Genomic DNA, 18,423 nt, shown 5'->3' with positions numbered 1-18,423 from the left:
TTATATGAGGGAGAGTAGAGAGAATATGTTTATTAAATGGCTGGAGAAAATTCAATTAACGATCGGTGTGTTGTTTCTTTTAGTCTTTTTCATCACGATTATTATCCAAGTGGTTACGCGTTATATAGGTGTTTCTGCGATTTGGACAGGAGAAGTAGCCACGTATTCCTTTATTTGGTCCGTATTTATGGGGGCCTCAGTTATGCTCAATAAACGGGAACATTTTAAATTTGATCTGCTATTGAACAAGTTACAAGGAAAAAGTAAAAAAACTCTTTATCTTATAAATGATCTCATTTTATTGGTGTTTACCTTTGCATTATTTTACTTTGGCATCATCGTCACTGAAAGCTTCTGGAATTTTACGTGGGTTTCTTTACCACAAATGAAGATGGGATATGTATGGATATCAGTGCCGATCATGGGAGGAACGATGGTGATCTATACACTGGCCCATATGATACGAAATGTTAGAAACTTCTCAAAAAGGGAGGTCATCGAATGATTGGTATCGTGTTAGTTGGCTTATTTATCTTTTTAATGGTGATAGGAATCCCTATCGCGTTTGTTATAGGAATTGTATCACTGCTCGGATTTATGAATATCCCTTATATCCCTGAGGCTATGGTTCCTGTAAAAATGCTCAACGGCCTTGATTCATTTGTTCTGCTGGCTGTACCTTTATTTATTTTAGCCGCAAACTTAATGAACAGTGGTCAAATTTCCCAAAAGTTGATCGATTTTTCTCTTTCGATTGTAGGTCACATTCGTGGGGGATTAGCTCATGCTAATATCTTAGTATCCATGTTGTTCGCCGGGGTATCGGGAGCAGCTCAGGCGGATACAGCCGGAGTTGGAAAGATTCTAATTCCCAACATGAAAAAGCAAGGATATGATACGGAAACGGCGGTTGGTGTTACTGCAGCTTCCTCTACAATTGGTGTAATCATTCCTCCAAGTATACCAATGATCATTTTCGCAGGGCTAACGAATGTTTCGGTGGGGGCATTATTTTTAGTAGGCATTATTCCAGGGATCCTTGTAGGAGTTGGAATGATGGTACTTGTTTATTTTCTATCGTTGAAAAATCAATATCCGACCTATCAGCGAGCATCAATGAAGAACTTTATTAAAAAGTTTCTTGATACTATCCCAGCCTTAATGACGCCTGTTATTTTAATTGGAGGAATCATTGCAGGGATTTTCACAGCAACTGAAGCAGCTGCCTTTGCTTCCATTTACACTGTGCTTGTGGGGATGTTTTATTATAAGACCCTTAAGTTAAAGGACTTTCCGAAGATACTAGTCGATACACTGACACTTAGTTCATTATCCTTATTTGCCTTGGCGGCAGCGAGTGCTTTAGGTGAACTGATGAGCTATTATAGACTATCGACTTGGGCCGAACAGTTCTTTGCCAATAATATCGATAGCAGATGGCTCTTCTTGTTAATCATTATTGCGTTCTTCCTCTTTATAGGCACATTTATGGACGCCATTCCAGCGATGATTTTGTTCATACCAGTTATTTTACCTGTAGCGATTAGCTTTGATGTTAGTCCAACCTTACTGGGAATTATCACTATTATGACTTTGGCGGTGGGACTAGTTACACCACCGTACGGATTATGTTTATTACTGGCTGCAAAAATAGGGAAGCTGCCGATTGAACGGTCCTTTAAAGCCGTTATTCCTTATATTACAATCGTTGTTGTGGTGCTCCTCGTGGTGGCATTCGTACCAGGAGTAGCCTTCTATGTACCTGAATTAATAAGTCCTGATTTATTTTAATGGAAGCAGACAGGGGTAAAGTGAACCCTTGTCTGCTAAATTTTTTTAAGAGGACGGACATACCCCTCAACTCTTCTGCGGTCGGTTTTCTTATCAGCCCTGAACCATTGGTGAAAGAGGACCATAAGTGTAATAAGCATCGTTGCGAGTCCTGACCACATAAATCCGAGCGTCGGAGCAGAGTGATAGTAGACAAATGATAGTTGATGATAGGTGAAGAAGAGTAGTGTGGTGCCAGTAAAGTAAGCGAATTTGCTAGAGTAAGTTATTGGTTTATGGAATGAACAGTCTATAAGCAGCGGACCCCAATAAATAATAGAGCAGATTCCCAGAATGATGATGTGAAGAGCAACTCCCAAATTGTCAGGAAGCGTAAGCAATACTTCATAGCTGAGCAATACACCGAGAAAGAATACAGTCATACTTATAAGTAACCTGTGACTTCCCTTTAGAAAAATCCGCAGGGAACTGCGAAACCACAAGTTATGTTGGTTGGCGTATAAAATGCCAAGCGGAGCAAAAAGAAAGGCCAATAAACTTCGTGATGTGTTTAATACGGGATAGACGAACAAACTGTTAATCGTTAGAATGCCAACTACAAACAAAACGGCAAGTAATACAGCCAGAATTTTTCCGGGGCGGAAAATTGCGGTTTGTTGCACGCCATCATCTCCTTGGAGTGTTGCAAATTTATTTCCCTTGCTAGCATTTATTAAACCTCAAAAGGATATCAATTAGTTTGTCAACTTTTAAGTGATTTAACATAGGAAAATAAAGTAATTTTCTTCTAAGAAAAGTCAACACGGCGATAAAATTCACGCATAGACAACAAAATCATAATATCGACAATCTATTTTTTTCAGAACAAGTCAGTATGTACTCAACCACTCTGAAAGCATTTCTTGCACTGTTTCAAGGTGGTTCATGAAATGATGTTCAGAACCGTCAATTACTTTTAGTTTGGAGTTCTCAGGAAGCCACTTCATTCCCTGTTTTGTTATAGGCATTAAAATTTCCTCCTCGCCCTGGTTTCCATGGATAAGAAGAATCGGGCAAGAGATCCGCGAAAGCATTTGTTTTTGATTGCACTGCTCAAAATCAAGCAGCATTTCTTTCGATATCATCATTTCCTCACGATAAGGGTCAACGACTTTTACTGAAAAGTATCCAGTTCTATGTAGTTCGGCGAGTTCCTCCTCCGTAAAGTGGTCTGGCCAATGATAATGTACAGGCCCTGTTCCTGCCCCTGTTAAGATCATAGTTTTAACGTATTTGGGGTGGTAAACCTCTAGACATACCCTCGCCCCTAAGCTGTGCCCGTAAAGGACCATTTCAGTGAAACCTGCCTTACTAGCATAGTTAATAGCCGACGTGAGATCATCTGCCTCATTAGACAATGTCAGGGGAGTATCGTCACTTTCCCCGCACCCGCCAAAGTCAAAGCGCAGTACACTATAACCGAGCTTGTGAAAAGTAGACGCAAATAAATCAAAGCGACCACGAGAGGAACGATTAGAAAGAAATCCGTGACACATAATAACGATCTGAGTCCCTTCATTCCTATACAAATCACCAACTAAAGTCAGCCCCCTGCTGTTAGAAAAAGTAACCCTCTGCATCTAGCAGTCCCCCTTTCCCAATAAAAGAAATTCCCTTTAAATTCCACCTCAGGTCATCCAAATATTACCATAATACACAATGAAGCGGAAGTCACTGGGGCAGGCTTCCGCTAATTGGTGTACCATCTATATAGTTTCTTTGGTCTGCCAATCTTTTGGTGGTCAATGATTTGTTTAACTTTCCCTTCCTTTAATAAATACATGAGGTAGCGGTAGACGGTAGGATACGCTAGTCCAATTCCTTTTGAAATGGTGTCGACCGAGTTCGCCCCATGATGGTCTTTTAAAAAATCGGCGACGGAATCCAGTGTTCCTTTACTAATTCCTTTGGCACTATATACATCTTCATCAGTTTCCAGCTGTTTCCTCATATTTGCAATCTGGGCATGTAAATGAATTCGGGAGATAATATCGAGTTCCTTCACAGGTTTCAAGGCAAAATCTGTAGCGCCAGCCTTCTTAAATGATTCGGCAGTTTCTTTACTGTTATCTTCCGTTAAGATAAGGATCGGAATCTGCTGATTCTCAAGACGTACTTTCTGAACTAATTCTAATCCATTGATAGCAGGCATATGGTAATCCGCGATGATAATATCATAGTCATGCTTACTTAGTTCATTAAGTCCTTCACGTCCATTTGATGCAGTGGCTGCCTCGAGACCGTCTTTTTCACATAAATCCTTTAGAAATGTGTTAAGCGATTGATCATCGTCCACAATTAAGACTTTCATATCTTCACCCCTCTCTCAGAAAATGATAAATGCCCTTCTTTTTTACGTTGAAGTATTAATACTATTAATAGTATAATTTAGCGGCTTTTATCGCAATGATTAAATGGAATGGGTTTGGAAGGAAAGAAAAGTCAAACGTAAACAGCCCCACGGAGATTACCGCAGGGCTGCTTCTTCATCCTATTGAAAAACCTATTTTTCCGAAATTTTTCGTTTCCTGGAGGTATTCAAAGGCTTCTTTATATTGAGATAAGCTGAACATACGATCGAGTTCAGGCTTAATGCCGTGCTGTTCAATAAAAGAAAGCATGTCGGCGAATTCCTCGGCACTTCCCATCGTTGAGCCCAGCAGATTGAATTGACCATAGAAAAACTTACGAATATTAATCGTGACTTCGTCCTCTGTAGTGGCTCCAAAGGTTACAATTGTTCCACCTTTTCGAATGATTGAAAGGGACTGTTCAAACGTTGCGCGCCCCACGCTTTCTACTAGCAAATCCACCTTCTCATTCTTTAATTCTTCGTTCCAGTCTGAGTTGGTCGGGATGGCGATGTCAGCTCCCAGTTCTTTTGCTTTCTTTAGCTTCTCTTCATGTCTGGATGTAACGATCACTCTTGCTTCAACAGCTTTCGCAAATTTCAATGCAAAAGTGAGTACACCACTTCCGATCCCAGGAAGCATGACTGTGTCTCCTGATTTAATCTTCCCTCGGGTGAACAGGACACGATAAGCTGTTAATGCTGCAAGGGGCAGAACTCCCGCCTCTTCCCATGATAGATGTTCAGGCTTTGGAACAATATTGTCGGCAGGTACAGAGATATACTCACCAAAGGTGCCGTTGTCAGGCAGGCCCAGGATGTCAAATCCTTCAGGTGGTGCATCACTAGTATGCTTCCAGCCTAGCCCTGGATTGATGATTACTTCATCCCCTACAGTGAACCCTTGAACGTTTTCACCCATTTCCTCAATGATCCCAGCTCCGTCTGAACCGAGCACCAAGGGCGGCTGATCCGTTTTGTGTCTTGAAGTGACAGCAATGTCTCTACGGTTCATCCCCGCCGTTTTGAGCTTCACTTGAACCATCCCTTTTTGGACAGCCGGTGCGTCTATGTCCTGCAATGATAGTCCTTTTAATCCTTCCTGTTCTGCATGTACAATAGCTTTCATTTGTGCGTTTCCTCCTTAGTCAATGGTTGCAAATGAGAAGCAAAAATAGACAGTTTGTCCATATCTGCTACATCTTCTTCGAACAATGGTACGTTAACCGTTTGCTGGTTTGAAAAACTCTCTTTAATTTGGTTTAAGTAGTCCTGCTCCTGTTTCCTTCGTTTTTGTAAAAATTCTCCATCTGCATGATCAGGCAATACTTTGTTGACGATCAAGGTTTTAATGTGAAGATGGTGTTTATCTAGCTGTTTGATGGCCTGTTGTGTTTCCAAAATCGGAAGCCGTTCAGGAATGATAACAAAAACAAATCCGGTCTGCTTTTCATCCAATATAATTTTTCGTACAGCTGAAAATTTCTCTTTTCGCTTCTGCAAAATCTCATAAATCGGATCGTCAATGGGCTCGCCGTCATTAAGAAGTTCAGTATAATTGTCATTGATTTTCTTTCTACGTTCAAGCATTCCGTCTATCCAGACGCTCATTAACTCTGGCAAGGTTAACAATCTGATCGTGTGCCCAGTCGGGGCCGTATCAAATATGATTTTATCAAACTCGTCTGCTTCTTCTAGAATGATGGAAATCAGCCGATCAAATAAAGCGGCCTCGTCTGCACCAGGAGAAGCGCTGGCCATATCAATTTGCCGATGAACCTCTTCAACCATTTTTGATTTGACTAACCCTTGCAAATTATCTTTCACACCTTCAATGTAACGTTTAGATTCACGGTTCGGATCAACTTCAATTCCCCATAAATTTTCTTCAAGTGTGGTTTTCTCATGCTTGATCTTTTTATGGAAAATATCTCCTAGATTGTGAGCGGGATCGGTTGATACAACTAGTGTTTTATGACCAGCGCGAGCAAAGGCAACGGCGATTGCAGCGGAGGAGGTTGACTTTCCAACTCCACCTTTCCCACCGACAAATAGGATTTTGTTTTGGTGTAAATCATTCATCTTAAGTAAGACCCCTTTACAATCAATAAGTTTGATGTGCTGGTTTTTTAGCAGCAGCGGATTCCATCCAGCGGTGATTTGTCCATTCCCATTCTTAAGTGCCAGTCGTGGAACTTCTCAATAATGTAAGGATATAATTCAAGGGTGTAATAAAAGGCGGGATTTGGGATACCGAGCATATCAGAATAGACGAGCAAAAGAAACAAGTCATCTTCATCTCTAAGCTCTCTGGCAATTTCATTTTTGTGGGGGAGGCTCAAGACTTCATCATAAAATTGTACTAGTTTTTTTAAGGATAGCTTTTTGTTACTCATAGATTTGTTTGCCTCCTTATGAATGCTGCATCTCATCTATTAGTGTATCACAGCTTTCTAAGTTTTCCGTCAACTTACCATTGATGAAGACCGCATTGTACTTAATGTGAAGGGTGAAATGTTTCACTGCTTCCATAGCAGTAATGTGGCGATCTTTCACTTGTTGCAGAAAATACACTCCAATAGCAAGAATATTTCTCGGATCAAGAAAGGTAATCGAAATATTCTCTCCATATGTTTGCTTCATGTTCCGGTAAAACTTCCCCATAAGCAGACGGTCTTGGTCATGGTGTTTAAACTCATCAGTCATTTTGATGAATCCATCTCCGCATATTCCTCCGCAGCAGCCCATTCCTATTTCTTTTTCAGCACGTATAATCATGAGGTTAATCATTTGTCTGCCTCCTAAAATAAGAGAAAGCCGCACAAAATGAGAAGTGCGACCTTCTTTTTATTTCATTTTCTAAGCACTTTTTTCGATATTATTATCTTTTCCATTAAGAAGGGCCGAGGCTGCCGTTAAGAGAATCCAAATGGTGAAGACTAGAATGATCGCACCAAAGCTGAACAGAAGCCAATCACTTCCTGCTGCCCATGGCGCCCATTCTGTGATCACCTGGTCAATCATGGCCCATAGTGTCATAAACATGATGAACAGCATCGGAATGAGGGTCGGCCAATAATTCCTGCCAAGTCGCTTTAACCAGATAGAGATCAGCAGCAAACTAATCCCTGCCAGCAGCTGGTTCGATGTCCCAAACAGCGGCCATAGGAGATAGCCCCCGGATCCAAAGCCTTTCGGTCCTTGCGGGATCAATGTTAAGGCCGCACTCGATACAACGGCAGCCGTTGTAGCAACATGTGCTTTTGTTAAAGGTTTAAAATTATATTCGGTTCCTAATTCTGAAATAATATAGCGCATAAGTCGGACAGAAGAATCCAGGGTAGTAGCAGCAAAACTAACGATGATAACAGATACAATAGTTGATGCTACAACAGATGGGATACCAAGACCTGTAGCTAATTGGGCCGCTCCTTGGATAAACACAGTCAGACCTGCTCCGCTTGCTTCTGTAAAGCTGCTGTATGTGGCTGAAAATTCTCCAGCTGTAGGGAAGAAGGTAATTACAGCAATGATCGCTATTAAAGCCAAGGCGCCTTCACCGACAGCACCCAGGTACCCTACGAAACGTGCTTCTTTCTCATTGTTCAACTGCTTGGAGGTCGTTCCGGATGATACTAATCCGTGAAAACCAGAAATGGCTCCGCAGGCAATGGTTATAAATAAGAGCGGGAACCAGGAAATGTCTGCTTGCGCATTGCTCACGGGTGCTGTTACTTGCGGGTTTGTAAACAGCAAGCCGAGATAAAGTAATCCTAAACCGACCAATAGCTGGTGAGAATTAATGTAGTCTCGCGGCTGCAAGAGCTTCCAAACAGGTAAAGTTGAAGCGATATACACGTAAACCATTAACACAATAATCCATACGAAGAAGGCCATGGACGTGGCACTTGCCCCCATGAATGTAGTGGCGCCTTCCCCGCCGAAATATTTAACTAAATCAATTTGTAAAACGGGAACATAGCTGGCCACAATGGCAGCTAAGTACATCACGGCAAGGGCAACGACCGATGGGAGTAACATACTGCCTTTTTTCTTATAAACACTGTATCCAATCCAAATAGCAAGTGGAATTTGAATAAAGACAGATACGACACTCGCTGGGAACGAGATGAATAAGTTCGCAATGACCCAGGCAAAAACAGCGTTAACCATCAGTACTAATAATAAAATTATGAATAAAAATAATTTCTTTGCTCGTTCGCCAATAAGCTTGCTTGCCAATGTACCCATGGATTGACCTTTGTTTCGGACAGATAAAACCAGTGTTCCAAAGTCGTGAACACCAGCTGCAAAAACAGTTCCGAGCAGTACCCAAAGGATCGCTGGCAGCCAACCCCAATAAACAGCTATAGCTGGTCCGACGATAGGAGCCGCTCCAGCTACAGATGTAAAGTGATGGCCCCATAAAACAAATTTATTAGTAGGAACAAAATCGACCCCATCCTCGTACTTATGAGCAGGAGTTACATAGTTTGGATCCAAACGGTAAATCTTTTCAGCAATGAACTTTGAATAGTACTTATAACCTAATGCAAAGATGATAATTCCAGCAATGGCAAGCCAAATACCACTCATAAAATCCCTCCTTAAGTTGTAGGCGTTATTCTACATGTATACGCTTACACTTTATAAGTATTATACTATAAATTTTCAGTCAATTTCAATTTAGTTGACAGACTTATCTAAAAATTTAATCAATCATTCTTTTTATAGATTCATAGGCTTCACAGTTGTTTCGTGAATTTATAGTGGCTAAGAGGTACAATAGTAAGAGAGGTATTCATTCGTAAAAGGAGATTACTATGATTGTAATGATTGATAACTATGATTCATTTACCTATAATTTGTCTCAATATTTTCGACTTCTGGACGAAGATGTAGTCGTTTATAGAAATGACCAAGCTACCATTAAGAAAATAGAGCATTTAGCTCCAGACTTGCTTGTGATTTCACCAGGTCCGGGACATCCTACTGAATCAGGAATTTGTTATGAGGTGTTGAACCATTTTTATAGAACAATACCAATTCTCGGGATTTGCTTAGGTCACCAGATTATTGTTGATTTTTTTGGAGGAAAGGTTGCGAAAGGAAAGCGTCCGATGCACGGGAAAGTAACCATGATGACGCACGATGGAAAGTCTATTTTTCATGGTGTTCCATGTGTGGTACAGGCAACCAGGTATCATTCGCTTCAAACCCCGGCTGAAGATCTTCCGTTGTCATTAGAAATTAGCGCTATGTCAGAAGATTCAGTAGTCATGGCAGTTCGACATCATACTCATCCTGTTGAAGGAATTCAGTTTCATCCGGAGTCTATTTTGACAGAACATGGTTTTCAAATGTTAAGCAACGCTTATGATCGGGCCCTATTGTTTCAAAAAACAGAGGAAGAGGAAGTGACAGTATGAGTATGAATATGAATGATCCTCATCTGTTCTTTGAATTTGCTGATGGGGAGGGAGTAAACCAGCCTATGCTGTTCACGAACCCTCATCACATTATAAAAGCGAACTCATTAGAAGAAGTCCAAAATGCTTTCCTCCAGGCGGAAGCTGCTTTAGCAGAAGGCTTTTATGTGGCAGGGTGTGTTTCCTATGAAGCAGCGCCTGCCTTTGATAAGGCCTTAAAGGTGAAAACAAAAGGGGATTGGCCGCTAATTTGGTTTGGAGTGTTTACTGAGCCGGAATTTGAAACACCCGCTCTTCCATCACAGGAATTTTCAGTTTCATCGTGGAAAATGGATACAACTTTTGAGGAGTATCAAGGGGGAGTTGAGAACATTAAAGAAGCCATCGAACGAGGGGACACCTATCAAGTCAACTATACGACAAGGCTTGAGGCGGCTTTTGATGGTGATGCTTTTAGTTTCTATAAACATTTAGCCGATAATCAACAATCTTCTTATAGCGCTTATTTGTCTCTTGATGGTCACCGGAAGATTTTATCAGCTTCGCCAGAACTGTTTTTTCGTAAAAATGGTCAACATTTGATCACGAAGCCAATGAAAGGTACGGCTAAGAGAGGGCGAACGCTGGAAGAAGATGAAGCCAGCAAGCGGGAATTGAATGTTTCCGGTAAAGATCAGTCAGAGAACTTGATGATCGTTGATTTATTGCGAAATGATGTGGGAAGACTGGCTTTACCAGGCACTGTTCAAGTACCGAGGTTATTCGATATTGAAACCTACCCCACACTCCATCAGATGACCTCAACAGTAGAAGGGGAGTTGCCTGAAGGTACAACCATGTATCAAATCTTCGAGGCTTTGTTTCCTTGTGGTTCGATAACAGGTGCACCAAAGATTAGTACAATGGAATACATTGCATCTCTTGAATCCTCTCCAAGAGATATCTATTGTGGGGCTGTTGGTTTTATGACGCCGCATGGAGAAGCCGTTTTTAATGTTCCGATTAGAACCGTTTTGTTTAACAAAGGAAGGGCAGTATATGGAGCTGGGGGAGGAATCACGTGGGACTCAACGACAGAGGGAGAATATGAAGAACTTCACACGAAAGCCAGGTTGTTAACAGAAGGAAGACCATCGTTTAATCTTCTTGAGACGATGCAGCTTAAAGATGGAACTTATCCACTCTTGAACCGTCACTTGAACCGGATTAACCACTCGGCACGTTACTTTAATTATTCTTTTGATGAAAAGTATGCTTCCTGTAGACTGCAACAGCTCGCACAAAATCACACTCAAGGATTATATAAAGTGCGAATGCTCAGTAACCAACAGGGGGATATTGAGCTTGAAACTAATGCCATTAATGTTTCTCCTGAAGAGGTTTTATGTACGGTGGCTCACAGGCCAATAGACCATAGCGATCCGTTTCTTTTTCATAAAACAACCCACCGGAAAATCTATGAGCAGCATCAGGATGAAGCAGCTAAGGGGAGTTACGCAGTGCTGTTATGGAACGAACGTGGGGAGCTGACTGAGTTTACCACAGCAAATCTGGTAGTGAAGCACAAAGGGGCGTACATTACCCCGCCAATTTCAAGTGGTCTGCTGGCAGGGACGTATAGAGAGGAATTGCTAGCTCGGGGCCGGGTTAAAGAACAAGTTATTTATAAGGATGATCTCGCCTCATTCGAAGAGGTATGGATGGTCAATGGAGTAAGAGGCTGGATAAAAGTCCGATTCGAGGAGGATAAATGATGAAACATATCGTTTTTTATGATGCAGCGTGTCCTTTTTGTTTTAATGTTAAACGGATTTTGCGTAAGTTTGACTGGTTGAATCAGCTGAAATGGGTTTCTGTTCAGGAGGTTGAAAAGGAGAATGGAAAGTATCCTTACTTAAGCGGGCGCAATACACGGGATGAAATTCATATGCTTACGAAACAAGGTGAGTTAAAGGCAGGATTTGGTACAATTCGCAAGTTATTATTACTATTACCCCCGATTTCTTGGATAGGTTTGATTTTATACCTTCCAGGAATGGACCGGCTTGGTTCTCCGCTTTATAAATGGTTCTCCAGCCATCGTTATCAATGGTTTGGTCAATACGACCAGCCGCGTTACCAATAATACTACGGGGGCATAGGCAACAGGATCCTTCAGAAATATGGAATTGCAAAAAAACGCAAGTGCTTCTATATTCAGCACTTGCGTTTTAATCTACTACAGCAAATTAACAGTCAGCTTTACCTAGGATGAAGCAACTTTAACCAGTTGTTTACCTGTATTGTTTCCTTCAAAGAGGCCAAAGAAGGCGTCAGGAATGTTGTCAAATCCTTCATGAATTGTTTCTTCATAAGTCAATTTTCCCTGGTTCAGCCAAGTGGAAAGGTGCTCAAATCCTTCTTTAAAACGGTTCCGATAATCTCCAACTACGAACCCTTTAATCGTAGCACTGGATTTGATCAGGTGCATTTGAATGCGCGGCCCTTGATCATTAGGAACATTATAAGAAGCAATTGCACCACATTGTGTAATACGTGCAAATTTATTTAACAAAGGATAGACGTGATCAGATATCTGTCCTCCGACGTTATCAAAGTAAATGTCTACACCATTAGGGCAGAATTGCTGGAGCGAATCAGCCACATCTTCTGCTTTATAATTGATTGCTGCATCTGCTCCTAATTCATTTACAATATAGCTTGTTTTGTCATCACTGCCTGCAATTCCGACTACGTGGCAGCCGAGAATTTTCCCGATTTGAACAACAGTAGAACCGACGGCTCCGGCAGCTCCAGAAACGACAAGGGTTTCTCCTTCTTTTGGCTGCCCGATATCAATGAGGCCAAAGTAAGCCGTAAGACCAGGCATTCCTAGAATTCCTAAGGAAGTAGTTACAGAACCTAGAGAGGGGTCCACTTTTCTAATTGAGTCAGCAGAGGCTACGGTCACTTCTCTCCACGGAAGCGAACCTGTAACAATGTCACCCGCAGAAAATGCTTCTGTGTTTGATTCGACGACTTGTGCAACAACGCCGCCTTCGATAGGTTCATGTAATTGAAATGGGGCAACATACGACTTCGCATCATTCATGCGGCCTCTCATATAAGGATCAACCGATACATACAGCAGTTGAACTAGTACCTCGTCATTTCCGGGCTGCTGTGCATCAGCCTCAACAATATGAAAGTGCTCATGGGCGGGGGTCGCGTGCGGTCTTTGAATCAGTTGTATTTCCCTGTTCATTTTCCTCATCCTTTCCATTATTTACAATCCTATTGTATCGTATCCAACAAGGGTGATGAAAAGGATAGGCTTGGCTTCCATAATAATTCTGATTATTGAGGAGGATACTATGAAGGAAAATACCTTAGATAGATCGAATCTATATAAAAAAGTAAAATTTGTTGAGGGAGAGAATTTTACAATAGTAGAGAACCTCACTCATTTATCACAAAAGCAGCTCTTTACCTTGTTAGAGTACCTTATTCATGATGATCATTATAAAAAAGCTGCCACCCTCTCTATTTTGTTGCCCTCTCCTTCAGTAGAAGTAGAAGAGCAGCTGGCAAAAAAGGGGTTTACACTGCATGATATCACGGTTTCTGTGAAAAGAGACCTATCAGACATAAGTCGAACAGAAGAACCGTTTACTTTACGAGTATTAGAAGAAGGAATGGAAGAGTCTTTTAAACAGGTATGGTCTCAATCTAGGGAAGGTTCATTAAATGCTTCTTCGAGTTTAACGATGGATGAACAGTTTAGCAGTGTCGAAAAAGAACTCGGTCCTAACTATAGGCATACATGTCAAATGGTCTATGAAGGTGCTAAGCCCATAGGAGTAGTGATGCCGCATATTGAACCTGGAACAACAGGAGAAGGGCGGTTTTTTTATTTCGGCCTTATTCCTGAGGAGCGGGGGAAAGGGAAAAGCAAGGCTTTGCACCGGCAAGCCTTATCCGTTCTACGGGATGAGTTCAGAGCTGATTATTATATGGGCTCTACGAGTTACCGAAATCAGCCAATGCTAAAAGTATTTGATTACAATGGGTGTCAAGAAGTAGCCCGGAGTAACTTATATGAAAGAAAAATGAGATAGATAACTGTGTTTATAATTAGGATGGATGCATCTTTTTAAGACCCGTTGAGGGAAGTGAGTAAAAGGCGGTGGGGTTGAGTGATAAATTTTGAAGAATTAGCAAGAAAAGCAGCGAAGGTATATGCGCAAAATACTAAGGTGGAAGCTGTTTATATTGCCGGTTCTGTTGCACGTGGATGGGAAGATGATTTCTCTGATATTGAGTTGAACGTCCTATGGTCCGAGGGGCCGACAGATCAAGACCGGTTATCAGTAATTGACCAGTTAAATGGCGAGTTAATAGATTTCTATGGATTTGAAGATGATGAATGGTCTGAAACCTTTAAGCTTGAGGGTGTTAAATTTGAAATAAGCAGTTTTCTCACTGCAACGATTCGTGAAGTAATCCACCGGGTAACAAAAGAATTTGACATTAGTTTAGAAGGCCAATGTTTGATTTCCTCGATTCACTACGGAGTTCCTGTAGCTGGCGCTGAGTTGATGGATGGTTTCAAGGCCAAAGTACAAGTGTACCCTGAACAACTGGGGCATGTGATGATTGATGCTTACTCTGATTTCGGAAATCAGTGGAAGAATCGGCAAGCTTTGCTGGAACGAGAAGACTGGCTGATATTTTATTCGGTTATGACGGTGATGCAGCATCATTTGATGGGGATCTTATTTGGATTAAATTGCATGTATGTTCATCATCCTGATTTCAAATGGCAGCAGCAGACCTTAGACTTAATGAATATTAAACCAACAGATATTACTAAGAGAATGGAACGGGTATTTTTCTCAAGCCCTGACCAGGGATTGCACGAACTTGAGCAGTTAGTGCAAGAAGTTCAGGAGCTTGTCAGGGATAAAGAATAGGCTTTACAAATGTATAATCATTGATTACGATAGAAGTGTGAAAAAATTGCATACCGTTAAAAACACTAGGGGAGCTGCGTACGCGGCTGAGAGGAAACTGTTTCTGACCCTTAGAACCCGAACTAGATAATACTAGCGTGGGGAAGTGGAGTCGATCGTAGAATGATAATGGTACACATATATACATACGTTCGTAGCTGCACTCCCACGGGGTGCAGTTTTTTTGTGTTTATTAAAAAAGGAGGAAGTATAAACATGAGTGAAGTTTGTGGATCTGCTAATCGAATTGCAGGAAGTTCATTCTCAATTTACCCGATGTCTGATCGTTTTGTGGAGATTATTAAGTCCTCGCTAAATGAAGTGGACACATCGAAAGTTTGGATGAAGACAGATGATGTCACCACCACAGCTAGAGGGCAGATGATTCATGTGTTTGATGTAACGAAAGCAATATTTTTACAAGCGGCAAAAACAGGAGAACATGTAGTATTTCAAGCGACTTATTCAATAGGATGCCCGGGAGATTCGGCTGGCGATGTGTACATGGCAGAGGACAATCTAGCACAAAATGCATCCAAAAGTGGTCTGATTGATCAAGAGGCTGCCGCCAAGTTTTCCTTATACCCTATGGGCGGCGGGAACTATATGGATGTTATTTATAGTCAGATTGAAGACATGAAGAAACAAGGAGTTGAGGTGAGTGAGGCTCATTACTCGACACGTTTGGACGGGGATGGAAACAGAGTGTTTAATGGGTTAGAGCAAGTATTTCAACAGACTGAAGAGCAAGGATCTCCTCATACGGTCATGACGGTTACGATTTCTGCAAACAGTCCGTCTGTAAAAGGAGGAAAGTGAAATGGGACTGCAAAACTGGAAACTGAAAGAAATTGTTGTGATGTCCGTGCTTTCCGTAGTATTTGCCGTTGTTTATTTAGCCTTTTTGCCTGTTGGAAAGCTGCTGGCAGGACTATTTGGCCCAATTGGATATGACCTGATTTTCGGAATTTGGTTTATCGTTTCGATTGTAGCGGCTTATATTATTCGTAAAAAGGGAGCGGCGTTTTTATCTGAAACGATTGCAGCTACAGTAGAAATGCTGCTTGGAAATGCAATGGGTCCGATTTTAATTCTCACAGGGATTATCCAAGGGCTCGGGGCTGAGGCTGCTTTTGCTGTAACCAGATATAAATCATACAATCTAGCTGTATTAATGCTGGCTGGTGTCGGAGCGGCTGTCTTTAGTTTTGTATGGGGGTACTTTCGTTCCGGGTACGCTGTATTTGGAACAGGATACATTCTTAGTATGCTTATCGTTCGGATGATAAGTGGTGCCTTGATTTCTGGTGTGTTAGGGAAGGCCATTAGTGATGCTCTGGCAAAAACGGGAGTATTAACTGGTTTTGCTCTTGGTAAAGAACAGCGAAGGAAGAAAACAGCATGAAGTTACTTGATGTCCGTCAACTTCATCTCCAATTTGAAGAAGGAAATGACCAAGTGTTATCAGATGTTAGTTTTTCAATAGACCAAGGGGAGCGTTTACTATTATTAGGACCGAGCGGTTGCGGGAAAAGTACGCTGACGTATGGTATAAATGGCATTTATCCTCGTGAACTAGACGGAACGATAACAGGTGATATCCAGTTCAGAGGTAATTCTGTGTCTAGCTATGCTCCAGGAGAAATGAGTCAACATGTTGGAGTCGTGTTTCAGGATCCTGAAAGTCAGTTCTGTATGATTACAGTGGAAGATGAAATAGCGTTTGGCCTGGAAAACATCCATACACCAGTTGAGCGGATATCTGACTGTATTGATCATGTTCTAAAGCTTGTAGGATTAGAAGGAGCAAGACAGCGATCGATACAAACATTATCAGGCGGGCAAAAACAAAAGCTTGCTTTAGCCTGTGTTCTCGCGATGGAGCCCGAGTTGTTAATTTTGGATGAACCGACGGCCAATTTGGACCCGATCGCCACACGTGATTTTATCCGAACTATCCAAGCACTTCAAAAAGAAAAAGGCTTTGCGCTTCTTGTTATTGAACATCAACTAGATGGGTGGGTATCTTTTATTGAACGAGGAGTGATGATGAATCGAAGCGGCGAGCTAGTTTATGATGGCCCTATAAGAGATGGGATGAACAGGCATAAAAGTGCATTACAGTGTCAGGGGATATCGATGCCGGCGGTAACTCAGTTAGCTATGGAGAAAGAATGGCTGGATCAATGCAGCCATTTTCCACTGACTGTTTCTGATGTTATTACTGGATGGAGGGGTTCAAAAGAACAGATCACGTTTCCTCCTGAGCCAAGGGAAAGTCATTCTACCTCAACGATTCTTCAATTATCATCAATTTTGTGGATGAAAAGAAACAGCAGGATTATCTCAGACGTATCCCTGCAAATCAGAAAAGGGGAGTTCATAGCAATGGTTGGTGGGAATGGAAGCGGGAAAACTTCTCTTTCCAGGGTCATGGCAGGCCTGCAAAAGCCGACTAAAGGCGATATTTCTTTTCACGGAAAACCACTCTCATCCTGGAAAGAAATAGACTTACGGTTGCATATCGGCTACGTTTTTCAAAACCCTGAGCATCAGTTGATTACAGATACGGTTTATGAGGAGATAGCGTTTAGTCTGAGGATTCAAGGTATCGATGAATATAAAATCGATCAACAGGTGCAGGAAGTTCTAGATATGTGTCAGTTGAATGGAGTGGAAGAACGTCATCCGTACACATTAAGCCAGGGACAAAAGCGCAGGCTTAGTGTGGCGACGATGATAGTAGACCATCAGGAACTGTTAATACTGGATGAACCAACGTTTGGCCAGGATGCCCAGTCAACAAAACAATTAATGAATTTGTTGGCTCAACGCCAGAAAAAAGGCGCTACAATTGTCATGGTGACGCATGATATGGAGCTTGTAGATCAATATGCTGATCGGGTGCTGGTCGTAAATGAAGGGGAAATTGTCGCAGATGAACATCCTCATAAATTATGGCGTGATCATGATTTAGCTAAATGGCAGCTTGATTATCCTGTTCGAATTCAATTGCAGCATCAGGTGGAAAGGGAGGGGCTGTATGTTTCTTCATAAGCTTAATCCAAGCATCAAAGCCTTAACGATAATCGTCGCAGTTATCGGACTAGCGCTTATTTTTGATCCTATCACCCCGCTGCTATTCAGTATATGGACGATAACGTTTACTTTTCTGTTTGGAAAAGTAAAGATAAAATACTACCTTTTATTTTTACTGCCTTTCATGGTTATTTCTTTAGGAATGCTGTGGACAACGATAGCATTTGCTGAGCCACCGGAACATCCCGCTCAAACGGTTCATTTGCTGCTTTGGGAAATTCCGGAGGAGGATATTGTTGCGGCCTTGTCTCTTGTGTTTAGAATGTTCGCCTTTGCCACCCTGTCCTTACTGTTCATTTTTACAACAGACATGGTTCACTTTATTTTAAGTCTAATGCAACAGTGTAAATTACCGCCAAAGCTGGCATACGGGGTGCTGGCGGGCTATCGTTTTCTTCCCTTAATGAAGGATGAATTTAATCAAATCCAGGAGGCCCATCAGGTAAGAGGAGTTAAACGCACGAAAAAAGTAAAAGAGTCTATTAAGCAGTACCGGCGTTTTATGATCCCGTTACTGGCGGGAGCGATACGCAAGGCAGAAAGAACAGCTGTTGCGATGGAATCAAAGGGGTTTACTGGTGAGAAGGATCGACATTTCTATCGTAGATTTACAGTAAAGCGTACAGATTGGATATTTCTAATTGTTACGCTTGCTTCGTTAATCGCGATCGCTTATGTTTCTCATTTGTTAGGTTATTTCAGCTGGTACAACGGCCAATTCTAA

20 protein-coding genes and 1 riboswitch are annotated in these 18,423 nt (G+C 41.7%); of the genes, 11 read left to right on the top strand and 9 right to left on the bottom strand.

Annotated elements, in window-relative coordinates; genetic code table 11:
• The first annotated feature begins 25 nt into the window (after nt 1–25).
• On the top strand, nt 26–505 hold the full coding sequence (locus tag G6R08_RS08765; RefSeq protein WP_163527632.1) for a TRAP transporter small permease: 480 nt from the start codon (nt 26–28) through the stop codon (nt 503–505).
• The gene (locus tag G6R08_RS08760; protein WP_205439407.1) at nt 502–1,791 is read left to right on the top strand and encodes a TRAP transporter large permease; all 1,290 of its coding nucleotides are present in this window, start codon (nt 502–504) and stop codon (nt 1,789–1,791) included. The genes G6R08_RS08765 and G6R08_RS08760 overlap by 4 nt, the downstream gene beginning before the upstream one ends.
• Nucleotides 1,792–1,826: 35 nt before the next feature.
• Here the strand turns inward: G6R08_RS08760 and G6R08_RS08755 are convergent, their stop codons facing one another.
• From G6R08_RS08755 to G6R08_RS08720, 8 genes are all read right to left on the bottom strand, one after another.
• Nucleotides 1,827–2,453 (bottom strand): hypothetical protein, encoded by a 627-nt coding sequence (locus G6R08_RS08755; protein ID WP_163527631.1) that lies wholly within the window; start codon nt 2,451–2,453, stop codon nt 1,827–1,829.
• Between the two features lie 207 nt (nt 2,454–2,660).
• Nucleotides 2,661–3,410, bottom strand: a complete 750-nt coding sequence (locus tag G6R08_RS08750) for an alpha/beta hydrolase (RefSeq protein WP_163527630.1) — start codon at nt 3,408–3,410, stop codon at nt 2,661–2,663.
• A gap of 110 nt (nt 3,411–3,520) precedes the next feature.
• The gene (locus tag G6R08_RS08745) at nt 3,521–4,141 is read right to left on the bottom strand and encodes a response regulator (protein ID WP_163527629.1); all 621 of its coding nucleotides are present in this window, start codon (nt 4,139–4,141) and stop codon (nt 3,521–3,523) included.
• A 175-nt stretch (nt 4,142–4,316) separates the two neighbouring features.
• The gene (locus tag G6R08_RS08740; protein ID WP_163527628.1) at nt 4,317–5,309 is read right to left on the bottom strand and encodes a zinc-binding dehydrogenase; all 993 of its coding nucleotides are present in this window, start codon (nt 5,307–5,309) and stop codon (nt 4,317–4,319) included.
• Nucleotides 5,306–6,262 (bottom strand): ArsA family ATPase, encoded by a 957-nt coding sequence (locus tag G6R08_RS08735; protein ID WP_163527627.1) that lies wholly within the window; start codon nt 6,260–6,262, stop codon nt 5,306–5,308. Before G6R08_RS08735 ends, G6R08_RS08740 begins: the two co-directional genes overlap by 4 nt.
• A gap of 47 nt (nt 6,263–6,309) precedes the next feature.
• Nucleotides 6,310–6,576, bottom strand: a complete 267-nt coding sequence (locus G6R08_RS08730) for a cory-CC-star protein (protein WP_163527626.1) — start codon at nt 6,574–6,576, stop codon at nt 6,310–6,312.
• A 16-nt stretch (nt 6,577–6,592) separates the two neighbouring features.
• Nucleotides 6,593–6,970 (bottom strand): hypothetical protein, encoded by a 378-nt coding sequence (locus tag G6R08_RS08725; RefSeq protein ID WP_163527625.1) that lies wholly within the window; start codon nt 6,968–6,970, stop codon nt 6,593–6,595.
• 69 nt (nt 6,971–7,039) lie between these two features.
• Nucleotides 7,040–8,776, bottom strand: a complete 1,737-nt coding sequence (locus G6R08_RS08720) for a carbon starvation CstA family protein (protein WP_163527624.1) — start codon at nt 8,774–8,776, stop codon at nt 7,040–7,042.
• 227 nt (nt 8,777–9,003) lie between these two features.
• On the opposite strand from G6R08_RS08720, the gene G6R08_RS08715 reads away from it, so the two are divergent.
• Genes G6R08_RS08715 through G6R08_RS08705 form a run of 3 tightly spaced genes read left to right on the top strand, consistent with a single transcriptional unit; the run spans nt 9,004 to nt 11,734 of the window.
• A complete protein-coding gene (locus G6R08_RS08715; protein ID WP_163527623.1) occupies nt 9,004–9,609 on the top strand; it encodes an anthranilate synthase component II in 606 nt (201 codons plus the stop codon).
• A complete protein-coding gene (gene pabB / locus G6R08_RS08710) occupies nt 9,606–11,363 on the top strand; it encodes an aminodeoxychorismate synthase component I (RefSeq protein ID WP_240339671.1) in 1,758 nt (585 codons plus the stop codon). The genes G6R08_RS08715 and pabB overlap by 4 nt, the downstream gene beginning before the upstream one ends.
• Nucleotides 11,360–11,734 (top strand): thiol-disulfide oxidoreductase DCC family protein, encoded by a 375-nt coding sequence (locus G6R08_RS08705; protein ID WP_240339670.1) that lies wholly within the window; start codon nt 11,360–11,362, stop codon nt 11,732–11,734. Before pabB ends, G6R08_RS08705 begins: the two co-directional genes overlap by 4 nt.
• A 120-nt stretch (nt 11,735–11,854) precedes the next feature.
• Here the strand turns inward: G6R08_RS08705 and G6R08_RS08700 are convergent, their stop codons facing one another.
• Nucleotides 11,855–12,853, bottom strand: coding sequence for an NADP-dependent oxidoreductase (locus G6R08_RS08700; protein WP_163527622.1), 999 nt, complete (start codon nt 12,851–12,853; stop codon nt 11,855–11,857).
• A gap of 109 nt (nt 12,854–12,962) precedes the next feature.
• Between G6R08_RS08700 and G6R08_RS08695 the strand changes: the two genes are divergently transcribed.
• The 6 genes from G6R08_RS08695 to G6R08_RS08670 all read left to right on the top strand — a co-directional run bounded on the left by G6R08_RS08695 (nt 12,963) and on the right by G6R08_RS08670 (nt 18,423).
• Nucleotides 12,963–13,706, top strand: a complete 744-nt coding sequence (locus G6R08_RS08695) for a hypothetical protein (protein WP_163527621.1) — start codon at nt 12,963–12,965, stop codon at nt 13,704–13,706.
• A gap of 78 nt (nt 13,707–13,784) precedes the next feature.
• The gene (locus G6R08_RS08690) at nt 13,785–14,561 is read left to right on the top strand and encodes a nucleotidyltransferase domain-containing protein (RefSeq protein WP_163527620.1); all 777 of its coding nucleotides are present in this window, start codon (nt 13,785–13,787) and stop codon (nt 14,559–14,561) included.
• A gap of 57 nt (nt 14,562–14,618) precedes the next feature.
• Nucleotides 14,619–14,722: riboswitch (TPP riboswitch) on the top strand.
• Nucleotides 14,723–14,816: 94 nt separating this feature from the next.
• Nucleotides 14,817–15,419 carry a YkoF family thiamine/hydroxymethylpyrimidine-binding protein gene (locus tag G6R08_RS08685; RefSeq protein ID WP_163527619.1) on the top strand — a complete coding sequence of 201 codons (603 nt, stop codon included), beginning with the start codon at nt 14,817–14,819 and terminating at the stop codon, nt 15,417–15,419.
• Nucleotides 15,420–15,426: 7 nt separating this feature from the next.
• On the top strand, nt 15,427–16,005 hold the full coding sequence (locus G6R08_RS08680) for an ECF transporter S component (protein WP_163531220.1): 579 nt from the start codon (nt 15,427–15,429) through the stop codon (nt 16,003–16,005).
• A complete protein-coding gene (locus G6R08_RS08675; protein ID WP_163527618.1) occupies nt 16,002–17,657 on the top strand; it encodes an ABC transporter ATP-binding protein in 1,656 nt (551 codons plus the stop codon). The genes G6R08_RS08680 and G6R08_RS08675 overlap by 4 nt, the downstream gene beginning before the upstream one ends.
• Nucleotides 17,644–18,423 carry an energy-coupling factor transporter transmembrane component T family protein gene (locus G6R08_RS08670; RefSeq protein ID WP_163527617.1) on the top strand — a complete coding sequence of 260 codons (780 nt, stop codon included), beginning with the start codon at nt 17,644–17,646 and terminating at the stop codon, nt 18,421–18,423. Before G6R08_RS08675 ends, G6R08_RS08670 begins: the two co-directional genes overlap by 14 nt.

The sequence above is a fragment of the Halobacillus ihumii genome (genome assembly GCF_902726645.1).
In the GTDB taxonomy this organism is placed as follows: Bacteria; Bacillota; Bacilli; order Bacillales; family Halobacillaceae; genus Halobacillus_A; species Halobacillus_A ihumii.
Note: the sequence above shows the minus strand (reverse complement) of the source record. Positions and strands in the feature narration are given on the sequence as shown.